We start from the raw sequence: 13487 nt of genomic DNA, 5'->3' as shown, positions 1-13487 counted from the left end.
TCCTCAACCCAGCACGGAAATATCGGCAATATTGAGGAACAGGCTGCGCAGGCGTGCCAGCAATGCATAACGATTCTTGCGAACGTCTTCGTTGTCCGCATTCACCATCACGGCTTCAAAGAACGCATCGACCGGCTCGCGCAATGCCGCCAGGCGCGCCAGTGCCTCGGCATAATCACGTTTTTCCATGAGCGGTTGCACCGACGCATACGCCTGTTGAATCGCCGAATTGAGCGAAAACTCGGCGGCATTATCAAAGTAACGTGCTTCAACGGCTTTGACGGAAGGCTCGGCCTTGCTCAGCAGGTTCGACACACGCTTGTTCACCGACGCCAGCGCTGCCGCTTCCGGCAATTTACGGAACGCTTGCACCGCTTGTACACGCTGGTCGAAGTCCAGGGCCGAACCTGGTTTCAGGGCACGCACCGACAGGTAGGTCGCGACTTCGACACCTTCGTCTTCATAACGCGCACGCAGGCGGTCGAAGATGAATTCCAGCACGGCATCGGCCAGGCCGGCAGCCTTGACCTTGCTGCCGAACGCATTGACGGCGAATGCCACGGCGTCGTTCAGGTCCAGGTCCAGCTGCTTGTCGATCAGGATCCGCAACACGCCCAGCGCCGCACGACGCAAGGCATAAGGGTCTTTGCTGCCGGTGGGCAGCATGCCGATACCGAAGATGCCGACCAGGGTGTCGAGCTTGTCAGCGATCGCCACGGCCGCACCGGTCAGGGTGGTCGGCAGCTCAGCACCAGCACCGCGGGGCATGTACTGCTCGTTCAGTGCCAGGGCCACGTCTTGCGGCTCGCCATCGTTGAGGGCGTAGTAGTAACCGGCGACGCCTTGCATCTCCGGGAACTCACCGACCATCTCGGTGGACAGGTCGCACTTGGACAGGATGCCAGCACGGGCCGCGCGCTGGGCGTCGCCGCCGATGCGTGGGGCGATGAACGCCGCCAGTTTCGACACGCGCTCGGCCTTGTCGTAGACGCTGCCGAGTTTTTCCTGGAACACCACGTTGCGCAGGCGCTCGTTGAAGCTTTCCAGCGACTGCTTCTTGTCTTGCTTGAAGAAGAACTCGGCATCGGTCAGGCGCGGGCGAACGACTTTTTCGTTACCGGCGATGATCTGCTGCGGGTCCTTGCTTTCGATGTTGGCGACCGTGATGAAGCGCGGCAGCAACTTGCCTTCGGCGTCCAGCAGGCAGAAATACTTCTGGTTGTCCTGCATGGTGGTGATCAGCGCTTCCTGCGGCACTTCAAGGAAACGTTCCTCGAACGAGCACACCAGCGGCACCGGCCATTCCACCAACGCGGTCACTTCGTCCAGCAGGTTGGCCGGCACGATGGCGGTGCCTTCCTGCAGGGTGGCCAGCTCTTCGGTGCGCTTGCTGATCAGTTCGCGGCGCTCGTTGGCGTCGGCCAGCACGTAGGCGGCACGCAGGTCGGCCAGGTAGTTGGCCGGCGAGGTGATGCGCACGCTCTGTGGGTGATGGAAGCGGTGACCGCGGGAATCGCGACCGGCCTTCTGGGCCAGGATCGTGCAATCGATGACCTGGTCACCGAGCAACATCACCAGCCATTGGGTTGGACGCACGAACTCTTCCTTGCGCGCGGCCCAGCGCATGCGCTTGGGGATCGGCAAGTCATTGAGGGAGTCTTCGACGATGGTCGGCAACAGGCTGGCGGTCGGCTTGCCCTTGATGCTCTGGCTGTAGCGCAGCTTCGGGCCGCTCTGGTCGATTTCGCTCAGGTCCACGCCGCACTTCTTGGCGAAGCCCAGGGCGGCTTGGGTCGGGTTGCCGTCGGCATCGAACGCGGCCTGGCGTGGCGGGCCGTCGAGGTTGATGCTGCGGTCTGGCTGCTGGGTCGCCAGGGCGGTGATCAGCACGGCCAGGCGGCGCGGTGCGGCGTACACCTGTTTGGCTTCGTAGCCCAGGCCGGCGGCTTGCAGGCCTTTGTCGATACCGGCCAGGAACGCATCGGCCAGGGTGTTCAGGGCTTTGGGTGGCAGTTCTTCGGTGCCCAGTTCAACCAGAAAATCTTGAGCACTCATTGTGCAGCCTCCAGCTTAGCCAACACTTCATCACGCAGGTCCGGGGTCGCCATCGGGAAGCCCAGCTTGGCACGGGCCAGCAGGTAGGCTTGCGCAACGGAACGCGCCAGGGTGCGCACACGCAGGATGTATTGCTGGCGCGCGGTCACGGAAATCGCCCGGCGTGCATCCAGCAGGTTGAAGGTATGGGACGCCTTCAACACCATTTCATAGCTCGGCAACGGCAGCGGCTGGTCCAGCTCGATCAGGCGCTTGGCTTCGCTTTCGTAGAAATCGAACAGCTCGAACAGCTTCTCGACGTTGGCGTGTTCGAAGTTGTAGGTCGACTGTTCCACTTCGTTCTGGTGGAACACGTCGCCGTAGGTCACCTTGCCGAACGGACCGTCGGCCCACACCAGGTCGTAGACCGAGTCCACACCCTGCAGGTACATGGCCAGGCGTTCCAGGCCGTAGGTGATTTCGCCGGTGACCGGGTAGCACTCGATGCCGCCCGCCTGCTGGAAGTAGGTGAACTGGGTCACTTCCATGCCGTTGAGCCAGACTTCCCAGCCCAGGCCCCAGGCGCCCAGGGTTGGCGACTCCCAGTTGTCTTCGACGAAACGAATGTCGTGCACCAGCGGGTCGAGGCCCACGTGCTTGAGCGAGCCCAGGTACAGCTCCTGGAAGTTTTCCGGGTTCGGCTTCAGCACGACCTGGAACTGGTAGTAGTGCTGCAGACGGTTCGGGTTTTCGCCGTAGCGGCCGTCAGTCGGGCGGCGGCTGGGCTGCACATAAGCGGCGTTCCAGGTTTCCGGGCCGATGGCACGCAGAAACGTGGCAGTGTGGAAAGTGCCGGCGCCTACTTCCATATCGTAGGGCTGAAGTACCACGCAACCTTGCTCGGCCCAGTATTGCTGGAGGGCGAGGATCAAGTCTTGGAAGGTACGCACGGCTGGCGTAGGCTGGCTCACGAAATTCACCTGTTTCTTGGGCTGCGATTTAAAGAGCGGGAGTATACCCGATTCGTTCGTGCGCACGCCCCCTGGAGCCTTATGCCACGCTGCTTTTGGTGTTCTGACGATCCGTTGTACATGGCTTATCACGATCAGGAGTGGGGCACGCCGCTGCGCGATGCGCAGGGTTTGTTCGAGTTGCTTTTGCTCGAAGGGTTCCAGGCCGGGTTGTCCTGGATCACCGTTTTGCGCAAACGCGAGCACTACCGGGAGGTGCTGTACGGCTTCGATGTGCAGCGGGTGGCGCAGATGAGCGACGCCGAAATCGATGAACTGATGCTCGACCCCGGCATCATTCGCAACCGCCTCAAGCTCAAGGCCGCCCGCCGCAATGCCCAGGCCTGGCTGGCGTTGGAAGACCCGGTGGCATTTCTCTGGTCGTTCGTGGGCGACAAACCCATCATCAATCATTTCAAGGACCGCACCGAAGTGCCGGCCATCACGCCCGAGGCGCTGGCGATGAGCAAAGGCTTGAAAAAAGCCGGGTTCACCTTCGTCGGGCCGACCATTTGCTATGCCTTGATGCAAGCCTCGGGCATGGTCATGGACCACACCCAGGATTGCGACCGCTACGCCGAGTTGGTAAACGGCGGTTAGAATAGCCGGCTCGCAACACGGCCCATACATTCAGGAGTGACCTGTGGATAAGTTGAAAGGCGCCTTGCTGGTCGGCGCTCTGCGGTTGTTTGCGTTGCTGCCCTGGCGGGCGGTGCAAGCGGTGGGCTCGGCCATTGGCTGGTTCATGTGGAAGCTGCCCAACCGCTCCCGCGACGTGGTGCGGATCAACCTCGCCAAATGTTTTCCCGAGATGGACCCGGCCGAGCGCGAACGCCTGGTGGGCCAGAGCCTCAAGGACATCGGCAAGTCCCTGACCGAAAGCGCCTGCGCCTGGATCTGGCCGGCCCAGCGTTCCATCGATTTGGTACGTGAAGTCGAAGGCCTGGAGGTGCTGAAAGAAGCGCTGGCCTCCGGCAAAGGCGTGGTCGGCATCACCAGCCACCTGGGCAACTGGGAAGTGCTCAACCACTTCTATTGCAGCCAGTGCAAACCGATCATTTTCTACCGTCCGCCCAAGCTCAAGGCGGTGGATGAATTGCTGCGCAAACAGCGCGTGCAACTGGGCAACAAAGTCGCCGCATCGACCAAGGAAGGCATCCTCAGTGTCATCAAGGAAGTACGCAAGGGCGGCCAGGTGGGCATCCCCGCCGACCCGGAACCGGCCGAATCCGCCGGTATCTTCGTGCCCTTCTTCGCCACCCAGGCCCTGACCAGCAAGTTCGTGCCGAACATGCTCGCCGGCGGCAAAGCGGTCGGCGTCTTCCTTCACGCCCTGCGCCTACCGGATGGCTCCGGCTACAAAGTCATCCTCGAAGCCGCCCCGGACGCGATGTACAGCACCGACACCGAAACTTCGTGCGCCGCCATGAGCCAAGTGGTGGAACGCTACGTGCGGGCCTACCCGAGCCAATACATGTGGAGCATGAAACGCTTCAAGAAACGCCCGCCGGGTGAGGCGCGGTGGTACTGAAAGCCTGTTGCCATCCCCAACCCCTGTGGGAGCCGAGCTTGCTCGCGATGGCGGCGGCACATCCAACATCGATGCAAGCAGACCCACCGCTATCGCGAGCAAGCTCAGCTCCCACAGTTTTCGGGTTTGCTCACAGCCATCGCATCCATCCCCCAACCCCTGTGGGAGCCGAGCTTGCTCGCGATGACCGCGGCACATCCAACATCGATGCAAGCAGACCCACCGCCATCGCGAGCAAGCTCAGCTCCCACAGTTTTTCCGGGTCTGTTCACAGCCATCGCATCCATCCCCCAATCCCTGTGGGAGCCGAGCCTGCTCGCGATAGCGGCGGCACATCCAACATCGATGCAAGCAGGCCCACCGCTATCGCGAGCAAGCTCAGCTCCCACAGTTTTTCCGGGTCTGTTCACAGCCATCGCATCCATCCCCCAATTCCTGTGGGAGCGAGCTTGCTCGCGATGGCGCCCTGACAGCCGCAGCCTAACTAACTGACCCGACCCTCCAGTGGCGAGGGAGCTTGCTCCCGCTGGGCTGCGCAGCAGCCCCAACCGAGCTAACGTATTCCCCCAGGCAAACCCAACGGAGGCCGAATGGATAGCGGTCCAGGCAAACGCGTTATCGTCATTGGTGCGGGCATCGTAGGCGCATCCCTGGCCTACCATCTGGCGACCCAAGGCGCGAAAGTCACGGTAGTCGAGGCCGAAGGCATCGCGTCAGGCGTGACCGGCAGCTCATTCGCCTGGATCAACACCTCCCATGACGAACCCGACCCCATTGCGCCATTGCGCGGTGCTGCCATCCAGGAATACCGCCGACTCGAAACACAGCTGCCCGGCCTGAAGATCCAATGGACTGGCGCCCTCTCTTACGGCGCGAGTTCAACAGCTACGGCAAACCGAATATCCCAATCACAGATCCGTGAACTTGAGCCAAACCTCAAGAACCCTCCTCAACAGGCTTCGTATGCGGCAGATCAAGGAGCACTGGACGCGGTAGCGGCAACCCATGCGCTGATCGCCGGTGCTCAAGCGAATGGCGCGAAAGTGCTCACTCAAACGCCGGTTCTCGGCTTTAAAACCCGGGGTTCCACCGTATTGGGCGTCGAAACCGCCGCGGGCGTCATCGAAGCCGATATCGTCGTATTGGCAGCCGGTACAGGCATCACGAAGCTGACCGACCTGCTTGAAGTTTGCCTGCCCATAGACGCCTCCCCGGCAATTTTCATCCGCTACACCTCGCCACCCAACCTGGTACGCACCCTCATCTCCAGCCCTGAAATGGAAGTGAGGCAAACCCCGGAGGGTGCGTTGCTGGCGGCCGAAGATTACCTGGACGACGCCCTGGAGAACCAACCATCGGGGATCGCGCTGCGCACCGCCAACGCCATCAAAAGCGAGCTCCACGGTGTTGTCTCCCTGGATCTGCAATCGGTTCGTGTCGGATACAGACCAATGCCTGCCGATGACATCCCCATCATTGGTTATCTTCCGCAGGTTGGCGGCGTATACGTGTGCGTCATGCACCCCGGCGTAACCCTGGCCGCGATCGTGGGTCGTCTGGCCAGTGAAGAGATCGTCGGCGACAAGGCTTGCCCTGCCCTCAACCCCTGCCGCCCAAGTCGTTTTTTCCAAGCTTAGTGAGGGTTGAATGGCCTAAGCTCGCTTACTCCCAAATCAGCCAAGGAAGCGTCAATGGGCATTCAAGGTAAAGACCGTCAGATCGATAACATCGAGTTCAATGTCAGCGACATCGCCCGCAGCAAAGCCTTCTATGCAAGCGTGTTCGGCTGGAGTTTCGTCGACTACGGCCCGACCTATACCGAGTTCAGCGACGGTCGCCTGACCGGTGGCTTCACGACCGGTGAACCGGTGCGCCCGGGCGGCCCGTTGATCATCTTGTACGCGGATGACCTTGAGGCTACCCAACTCAGGCTCAAGGCCACAGGAGCGACCATCAGCCGTGAAGTGTTCGCTTTCCCGGGTGGCCGACGTTTCCACTTTATCGATCCGGATGGCTATGAGCTGGCGGTGTGGTCGCCTTCCTGATGGTTGATTGATCACGAGGAGGCGCAAAGCCTCAATCGTGTCCATGATTAAGGGCCTGCGATATCGGCGATGTTGGGATGCAAAGCCATCTCTAAATCCGTCGGACTACCGTCCAGTCAGCAATATCGCACTTCCTCTGGTTCATTAATCAAGGAGTCCCCCTCATGAACATCGACTTCACCGGCCGTCACGTGTTGGTCACTGGATCCACCAGCGGTATCGGTTTCGCGACAGCCAAAGGCTTCCTGGAAGCCGGCGCCCACGTCGTTATCAACGGTCGCAGCGGGAGCAGCGTGGAGGACGCGCTGCAGCGCTTGGGCGCCCTCGCTTCAAGGGCTGATGGCTTCGTTGGCGATCTGAGCAACGCGCCGGGCTGCCAGGCACTGATCGCCAAATACCCACGCTTCGACATCGTCATCAACAACCTGGGCATTTTCAAACTGGAAGACTTTTTCGAGACGCCGGACAGCGAATGGCAGCGCTTCTTCGAAACCAACGTGATGTCCGGCGTGCGTGTTTCCAGGGCCTACGCGCCCGGGATGGTCGAGCGCGGTTGGGGGCGGATCGTGTTTGTCTCGTCGGAATCCGGCGTAAACATTCCCGCTGACATGATCCACTACGGCTTCACCAAAACCGCCCAACTCTCAATTGCTCGCGGCCTGGCCAAGCGCCTCGCCGGCACCGGCGTGACGGTAAACTCGGTGCTGCCTGGGCCCACACTTTCCGAGGGCGTTGCCCAGATGCTCCAGGCAGACGTCGAGCGCACCGGGGACAGCCTGGAAAAGGTCGCGGCAGACTTCGTCAATCAGCACCGCAGCACCTCGATCATCCAGCGCGCGGCACGCGTCGAGGAAGTCGCCAACATGATCATCTACGCCAGCTCGGAACAGGCCTCGGCCACCACTGGCGCGGCGCTGCGGGTTGATGGTGGGGTGGTGGATAGCATCATTTAGCGGAGTGCATTGCTACAAGTGGGAGCCTGCTTCCGGGAAAACCGCGCCGGCCGATTGACGACGGCTGCGCCGCCGAGCGGGAGCAAGCTCCCTCGCCACAAATCGCATGCGTCTTCAGGCTATGGCTTACTCACGTTGGAACTCCACATGGAAGACTTGGAATGACTCGAATTATTGAAATCCTGATGTACACCTTAAAGCCAGGATCGGGATTGGACTTTCATCAAATAATGCAGAGCGTAAGTGTTCCGCTTCACCTGGAAGCGGGCATAGACGTTGTTTCGTATGGCTGCTCATTACACGATAGTGACAGCTATCACCTGATTCGCTCCTATGAAAGCGAGAGCCATCGCCAAGTATCTCAAGAGGCTTTTTACGCAAGCGCTGCCTGGAAACAGGGCCCGAGAGAAGACATTATCAATCGGATTGAAATCAGTACAACGACAGTTCTGGCGCTCGCTCAAGACGCAATTGATGCCATCAGAGCTTGCGTAGATCTATCTAGAGCCGAAGTTCGATCCGCGTAGCTGAGATCGACAAAGGCAGGCCTTGTAGCAAACTCGGGATCAGGGAAAAGTACTAAAGACCGCCAAATTGGCGGTTTTTTGGTTTCGCTCTGGGCAAAGCCAACCCGACTAAGCAACAGCCACTCGATTACGCCCCAACGCCTTCGCCCGATACAGGGCTTTATCCGCATCGTTCATCAAGCTGTGAAGATCCTTGTTACAGGCCTCCGTCGATGCCACGCCAAGGCTGGCGGTTATGCAGTGAACAGGCTCGATCATCAAACCCGCAATCGTATCGACGAGCAGTTCTGCAATCTGGGTGGCAACCTCAATGGACGTGTCCGGAAGCAAAATAGCGAACTCTTCGCCACCGAGCCGACCGTGGATATCCGTTGCCCGAAACGACGAACTGATGACCGCCCCCATCTGGCGCAAAACCTGATCGCCGACCTGATGGCCGTAGGTGTCGTTGATGTGCTTGAAGTGATCCATGTCCAACATGACCGCGCACAACCCCAACCGGTTGGCCTTACATTCGTTGTAAAGCTGCTGGGCATGCTCGAAAAACGCCCGTCGACTCTTCAGGCCGGTCAGTTCATCGGTTTGAGCGGCGCGGGTTGAAATGCTGTTCGCCTGTTCCATTTCACGGGTGAGTCGAAAGGCGATTTCCAGTGCCTGGGACATTTTGTTCGTGGCGCGGGCCGCAAATGCCGCGAACACCAGAATCGAAAGGGCCATGCCGACTTGAGTCGGGGACGGTTGAAACAGCAGCCAGATCGTGCACGGCAACAGCACCACGCCAATGGAGACCAGTGTCATATCGCGATAGGCCGAGTAGCAGGACACCGCGCTGACCGACATGCCGACCGTAAAGAGCATGACCAACGCCTGCGACAACAGATCGTCCGCTGGCATGAGAACGAACGCGCCGCCGCCCCAGATGCTGGCGGATAGCACCAGGGTGACCCAGTATTTGCGCTCCCACCGTTGAGGCGTGCGCTGACTTTCGTCGCTGCGGAAATAGGCAACGAACATCGCGATACGCAACAGCGTCGATGCGGTCAGGATGGCCATCCACCAAAAAATAGCGCCGTGCTCAAAACGATCCCAACACAGCCAACTCAGCATGATGGCGGCAAGGTAGCTACCAAAAACCGCAGAAACGGATTGGCGAAACAGCTGCTGCAATCGGTCGGTGCGCACCTGCTCGGCTATTACAAAATCCTGGCCATTGCGCAATCTTGGGCCATACATTTGAACCACCTGGTTATGACGCGACAAAAAACGATTGTGGCACCCTGCCATTACCGTAAACAACTGAATTACTGTGACGAGGGGATTTATCCCCAAACGTTATGCAGGAACACAACCCCCGTGGCGAGGGAGCTTGCTCCCGCTGGGCTGCGAAGCGTCGAGCTGCGGTAGCGGGTGAACCCGCCAAAGAAAAACCCGACGCGTTACGTCGGGTTTTTCAGCGAGGGCAAGTTGTTACGGGTTACTCGACTTGCGACAGCTTGGCGTCATCGCAACCGGCAGCACGGCACTCGCGCTCGACAGCTTTGAGTATGACGATACGCGCCTCGGTCTTCTCGTTGGCACAGTCCAGGTAGAGCAGGCCATCGTTGGAACAGGCGCTGTCACGATTTTTGATCCACTGGATTTGAGCGGCTTTCACTTTTTTCTTTTGATCCGGGTTCAGCGCACTCATCGTCTTCTTGTATTGATCATTGATGTCCTGATCCGACTGAACCATTTTCAGCGACGCGCAATAGGTTCTGTCATAGGCGTTTCTAGGGTTATCGCAACTCATCGCAGATGCCGATGCTGATGCCATTGCCAGCAATGCCCCAACCAACAAAGACTTGATCACTTACTTCTCTCCCTGAATGCCCTCTATTGATTAGAGGTCGCGGCTGGGAATTTATCATGGGGGTTGTAGAACAATGAAGCACAACTGCAACGCCCTCGACCGCCGCGCTGCCGGCGACGGCCTTTCGTTACAACTTTGACTTTCTCGACCAAAGATCGAGGTCGCTGCCGCACGCCGCAACGATGTAGTTCCCACACCAGGAGAATCCGAACGCCCGCACGTGGTCCCTGTAGATCACCGTGCAATCTGCTTGGTGACCCTTAATCAGCGCATTTTTGAAGGGTTTGCTCAGGATAAGGCTGTTTTCAGGCCAATCCGGGGAAACCAACTCCAGTCCTTCTCCGGCGATGTTGCCGGTTGGCAAGCCACCGCCCTGTATGCCACACAGCGATATGACTTCATCGGCGATCACGCCAATGCCCTGGCAATGCAACCCAAGCTCGCTCAAGCCCGCATATTCTTCATAGTCGCGCTCAATTTTTTCGCCTGTGTCGCAGTGCACCACACTCCGACCCGAGCTTGAGACGACCAGCAAGTAGGGACCTTTTTGCGAAAACCCTACCGATAGCAGCCCGCCGACGGCTATCGAAGCAACATGGGTCCAACCCTCGGGGTTCTCATCAACAGGGATCTGGTCGATGAGTCGTATCAAGCGCTTTCGATTGTCTTCGCGTAATGAATTCATGAGTGCATTCGGATAGAAAAGGGGCAAGTTTATTCTGCCCTCCGCCCCCCTGTTCGGATCGAAAGACAGCAACCATCACGTATCGAGCGAGGCATCCCCAAGCCGGCCAACATTCGTGGCGAGGGAGCTTGCTCCCGCTGGGTTGCGAAGCAGCCCCACCCACTTCAAAACCCAGCCGCAAACCCGTCTAGCCCCAATTTACGGGCCAAAACCAAGCCCTGTTTATTCCGCTGACGTGATCCTTCCCTCAAGCTACACATCCTTGCGCCATTACCTACAACTACGCCAGAATCCGCCCGCTTGTGCGCCTTGTCCCTGGGTTCTATCGTTTCCCTGCCACTGCCCATCAGTGGTCGGGTTTAGTAGCTCGGTTAGTCATCTACGGTTGCATGAGTGTCATCCAGTCAGGCGTTTGCCTGCACTTGATGGTGGCTGTGCGCAAGGCGCCTTCGGGCGCGCCGGGTTTGGTGACTTTACCGGTCTACTAACTTGCGCACAGCTGCCTCCTTTCGTTTAGTAGCGAGATGGTGGCGGCCCTACTATAGGAAAGTCCCAATGTTCAAACCTACTCCGAACCCACCAGAGACAGGCCACGCCAAATCCAAGGCCAAAAAGCACGACGAAGCCACCAATCGCGCCTTGGATTACTACCTTCTACCAAAACCGGAAAAGTCCGAAGATGCGTCCCAACCGGGCCAGCTCTTCACCGTCGCAAAAAACGCCGACAACGAATCCCTCCTCGCCAACCTCAGCGAAACCCTGGTGGCAGCCGACGCGATGGTCAGCAACCTGGCCTTCGACCTGGAAGGTCCTCGCCGTCACATCCTCCTCGGCATCCAGCAGTTGATTGAATTGAGTTCATTGCTGGCGAACCGGGTGTTGGATAACGTTGATCCGCGATAGCAGATAAACATCCTTCCCAAAAGCGAACCCAACATATTTGATCGTTCCCACGCTCTGCGTGGGAATGCATCCCGTGACGCTCTGCGTCACCTTCCAGAAGCGGAACGCGGAGCGTCCCTGGCGACATTCCCAGGCAGGAGCGTGGGAACGATCGATATGTATTTTCAGCCTTAAAAACCACATGGTTGCAATTTGTTCCGTGAGAGCTTGCTCCCGCTGGGCTGCAAAGCAGCCCCCATCCACCCCGAAAAATGCCTACAGACAAAACCGCATCACCCACTTCAAACCCCAACCGCAAACCCGTCTAGCCCCAATTTACGGGCCAAAACCAAGCCCTGTTTATTCCGCTGGCGTGATCCTTCCCTCAAGCTACACATCCTTGCGCCATTACCTACAACTACGCCAGAATCCGCCCGCTTGTGCGCCTTGTTCCTGGGTTCTATCGTTTCCCTGCCACTGCCCATCAGTGGTCGGGTTTAGTAGCCCGAGGTATTTAGTAAGGTGCAAAGCTCTATCAGTCAGGTATCTCCATGCCTGTATTTGATGGCGGTTGTGCGCAGGGCGCTCTCGGGCGCGCCGGCTTGCTAAGTCCCCGGTCTACTAACCTGCGTACAGCTGCCACCCCTTGTTTAGTAGCTAGAGGGTTGCGGCTTCACCTATAAGACTTAGTACATGTTCAAACCTACACCGAATCCGCCAGAGGCGGACCAAGCTTCCCCGCGAACCAAATCCAAAGCCAAGAAACACGACGAAGCCACCAAACGCGTCTTGGATCACTACCTGCTACCAAAACCGGAAAAGTCCGAAGATGCGTCCCAACCGGGCCAGCTCTTCACCGTCGCAAAAAACGCCGACAACGAATCCCTCCTCGCCAACCTCAGCGAAACCCTGGCGGCAGCCGACGCGATGGTCAGCAACCTGGCCTTCGACCTGGAAGGACCGCGTCGTCACATCCTTCTCGGTATCCAGCAATTGATCGAATTGAGTTCATTGCTGGCGAATCGGGTGTTGGATAACGTTGATCCGCGTTAGCCCGTGATCTTGCGGGCCTTTCCGTGACGCCGCACATTTCCGAGCATAAAAAAACGGGCCTGCATTCCCACGCAGCCCCGTTTTTTTCACCACCCGATCAGATCAAAACGCCGGCAAAACCGCGCCTTTGTACTTCTCAAGAATAAAAGCCTTCACTTCCGGGCTATGCAACGCCGCCACCAGCTTCTTCATCGCCTCACTGTCCTTATCATCCTCACGAGCCACCAGGATGTTCACATAAGGCGAGTCGTTACCTTCGATGACCAGCGCATCCTTGGAAGGATCAAGCTTGGCTTCCAACGCATAGTTGGTATTGATCAACGCCAGGTCCACCTGGGTCAGCACCCGCGGAATGGTCGCTGCTTCCAGTTCACGGAATTTCAGATCCTTCGGGTTCTCAACAATGTCCTTGGTCGTCGACAGGATGTTGTTCGAATCCTTCAGCTTGATCACCCCAGCCTTCGCCAGCAGCAACAGCGCACGGCCGCCGTTGGTGGCGTCGTTCGGGATCACCACGTTGGCGCCGCCCGGCAGTTCTGTCAGTGCCTTGTACTTGCTGGAGTACGCGCCCAGTGGTTCCAGGTGCACACCGGCCACGCTCACCAGGTGCGTGCCCTTGGCTTTGTTGAACTCATCCAGGTACGGCTGGTGTTGGAAGAAGTTGGCGTCCAGGCGCTTTTCCGCAACTTGTACGTTCGGCTGGATGTAGTCGGTGAAGACTTTGACCTTGAGGTCCACGCCTTCTTTGGCCAATGCCGGTTTGACGAATTCGAGGATTTCCGCGTGCGGGACTGGGGTGGCCGCGACGGTCAGGGTGTCGGCGGCGTGGGCGGAAAACGCTGCGGCGGCAGCGAAGGCAACCAGTAGTTTCTTCATTCAGCTAACTCCTTGTGGGGCGCCTGCTCTTGGCGCCTGCCA

General features: G+C 58.7%; 14 protein-coding genes. 8 read left to right on the top strand and 6 right to left on the bottom strand.

Annotation, left to right across the window (positions count from 1 at the left end; genetic code table 11):
* Nucleotides 1-3: 3 nt before the first annotated feature.
* Both glyS and glyQ read right to left on the bottom strand, forming a co-directional pair.
* Entirely contained in the window at nt 4-2055 is a 2052-nt protein-coding gene (gene glyS / locus AB4Z20_RS00745; protein WP_253470581.1) for a glycine--tRNA ligase subunit beta, read from the bottom strand.
* Nucleotides 2052-3005 (bottom strand): glycine--tRNA ligase subunit alpha, encoded by a 954-nt coding sequence (gene glyQ / locus AB4Z20_RS00740; RefSeq protein WP_003177094.1) that lies wholly within the window; start codon nt 3003-3005, stop codon nt 2052-2054. Before glyQ ends, glyS begins: the two co-directional genes overlap by 4 nt.
* 81 nt (nt 3006-3086) lie before the next feature.
* On the opposite strand from glyQ, the gene AB4Z20_RS00735 reads away from it, so the two are divergent.
* From AB4Z20_RS00735 to AB4Z20_RS00710, 6 genes are all read left to right on the top strand, one after another.
* Nucleotides 3087-3644 carry a DNA-3-methyladenine glycosylase I gene (locus AB4Z20_RS00735; protein ID WP_442089140.1) on the top strand — a complete coding sequence of 186 codons (558 nt, stop codon included), beginning with the start codon at nt 3087-3089 and terminating at the stop codon, nt 3642-3644.
* A gap of 43 nt (nt 3645-3687) precedes the next feature.
* Complete coding sequence (locus tag AB4Z20_RS00730; protein WP_442089139.1) at nt 3688-4575, top strand: lysophospholipid acyltransferase; 888 nt, start codon at nt 3688-3690, stop codon at nt 4573-4575.
* Between the two features lie 590 nt (nt 4576-5165).
* Entirely contained in the window at nt 5166-6212 is a 1047-nt protein-coding gene (locus AB4Z20_RS00725) for an NAD(P)/FAD-dependent oxidoreductase (RefSeq protein WP_442089138.1), read from the top strand.
* 54 nt (nt 6213-6266) lie between these two features.
* Entirely contained in the window at nt 6267-6620 is a 354-nt protein-coding gene (locus tag AB4Z20_RS00720; protein WP_442089137.1) for a VOC family protein, read from the top strand.
* A gap of 164 nt (nt 6621-6784) precedes the next feature.
* A complete protein-coding gene (locus tag AB4Z20_RS00715; RefSeq protein WP_214511140.1) occupies nt 6785-7573 on the top strand; it encodes an SDR family NAD(P)-dependent oxidoreductase in 789 nt (262 codons plus the stop codon).
* Nucleotides 7574-7734: 161 nt separating this feature from the next.
* A complete protein-coding gene (locus tag AB4Z20_RS00710) occupies nt 7735-8100 on the top strand; it encodes an NIPSNAP family protein (protein WP_442089136.1) in 366 nt (121 codons plus the stop codon).
* A gap of 108 nt (nt 8101-8208) precedes the next feature.
* On the opposite strand, the gene AB4Z20_RS00705 is transcribed toward AB4Z20_RS00710, so the two are convergent.
* The 3 genes from AB4Z20_RS00705 to AB4Z20_RS00695 form a co-directional block, all read right to left on the bottom strand.
* A complete protein-coding gene (locus AB4Z20_RS00705; protein WP_442089135.1) occupies nt 8209-9333 on the bottom strand; it encodes a diguanylate cyclase in 1125 nt (374 codons plus the stop codon).
* Between the two features lie 241 nt (nt 9334-9574).
* Complete coding sequence (locus AB4Z20_RS00700) at nt 9575-9949, bottom strand: lysozyme inhibitor LprI family protein (RefSeq protein WP_033062452.1); 375 nt, start codon at nt 9947-9949, stop codon at nt 9575-9577.
* Nucleotides 9950-10076: 127 nt separating this feature from the next.
* Complete coding sequence (locus tag AB4Z20_RS00695; protein WP_442089134.1) at nt 10077-10634, bottom strand: hypothetical protein; 558 nt, start codon at nt 10632-10634, stop codon at nt 10077-10079.
* Between the two features lie 555 nt (nt 10635-11189).
* Here AB4Z20_RS00695 and AB4Z20_RS00690 point away from each other — a divergent pair.
* Nucleotides 11190-11537, top strand: coding sequence for a DUF6124 family protein (locus AB4Z20_RS00690; RefSeq protein WP_442089133.1), 348 nt, complete (start codon nt 11190-11192; stop codon nt 11535-11537).
* A 672-nt stretch (nt 11538-12209) separates the two neighbouring features.
* Nucleotides 12210-12569, top strand: a complete 360-nt coding sequence (locus tag AB4Z20_RS00685; protein WP_442089132.1) for a DUF6124 family protein — start codon at nt 12210-12212, stop codon at nt 12567-12569.
* A gap of 102 nt (nt 12570-12671) precedes the next feature.
* Here the strand turns inward: AB4Z20_RS00685 and AB4Z20_RS00680 are convergent, their stop codons facing one another.
* Nucleotides 12672-13445: a MetQ/NlpA family ABC transporter substrate-binding protein gene (locus AB4Z20_RS00680; protein ID WP_253470597.1), complete on the bottom strand. Its 774-nt coding sequence runs from the start codon at nt 13443-13445 to the stop codon at nt 12672-12674.
* Nucleotides 13446-13487: the final 42 nt, after the last annotated feature.

Source organism: Pseudomonas sp. KB_12 (assembly GCF_052114545.1).
Taxonomy (GTDB): Bacteria; Pseudomonadota; Gammaproteobacteria; order Pseudomonadales; family Pseudomonadaceae; genus Aquipseudomonas; species Aquipseudomonas brassicacearum.
The sequence above is the reverse complement of the archived record's forward strand: the minus strand, read 5'-3'. Positions and strand labels throughout refer to the sequence as shown.

Excerpts from the sequence above, each read along its gene's own strand:
- glyS (WP_253470581.1), bottom strand. The coding sequence starts at position 2,055 with ATGAGTGCTCAAGATTTTCTGGTTGAACTGGGCACCGAAGAACTGCCA.
- AB4Z20_RS00735 (WP_442089140.1), top strand. The coding sequence starts at position 3,087 with ATGCCACGCTGCTTTTGGTGTTCTGACGATCCGTTGTACATGGCTTAT.
- AB4Z20_RS00725 (WP_442089138.1), top strand. The coding sequence starts at position 5,166 with ATGGATAGCGGTCCAGGCAAACGCGTTATCGTCATTGGTGCGGGCATC.
- AB4Z20_RS00720 (WP_442089137.1), top strand. The coding sequence starts at position 6,267 with ATGGGCATTCAAGGTAAAGACCGTCAGATCGATAACATCGAGTTCAAT.
- AB4Z20_RS00715 (WP_214511140.1), top strand. The coding sequence starts at position 6,785 with ATGAACATCGACTTCACCGGCCGTCACGTGTTGGTCACTGGATCCACC.
- AB4Z20_RS00710 (WP_442089136.1), top strand. The coding sequence starts at position 7,735 with ATGACTCGAATTATTGAAATCCTGATGTACACCTTAAAGCCAGGATCG.
- AB4Z20_RS00705 (WP_442089135.1), bottom strand. The coding sequence starts at position 9,333 with ATGTATGGCCCAAGATTGCGCAATGGCCAGGATTTTGTAATAGCCGAG.
- AB4Z20_RS00695 (WP_442089134.1), bottom strand. The coding sequence starts at position 10,634 with ATGAATTCATTACGCGAAGACAATCGAAAGCGCTTGATACGACTCATC.
- AB4Z20_RS00690 (WP_442089133.1), top strand. The coding sequence starts at position 11,190 with ATGTTCAAACCTACTCCGAACCCACCAGAGACAGGCCACGCCAAATCC.
- AB4Z20_RS00685 (WP_442089132.1), top strand. The coding sequence starts at position 12,210 with ATGTTCAAACCTACACCGAATCCGCCAGAGGCGGACCAAGCTTCCCCG.
- AB4Z20_RS00680 (WP_253470597.1), bottom strand. The coding sequence starts at position 13,445 with ATGAAGAAACTACTGGTTGCCTTCGCTGCCGCCGCAGCGTTTTCCGCC.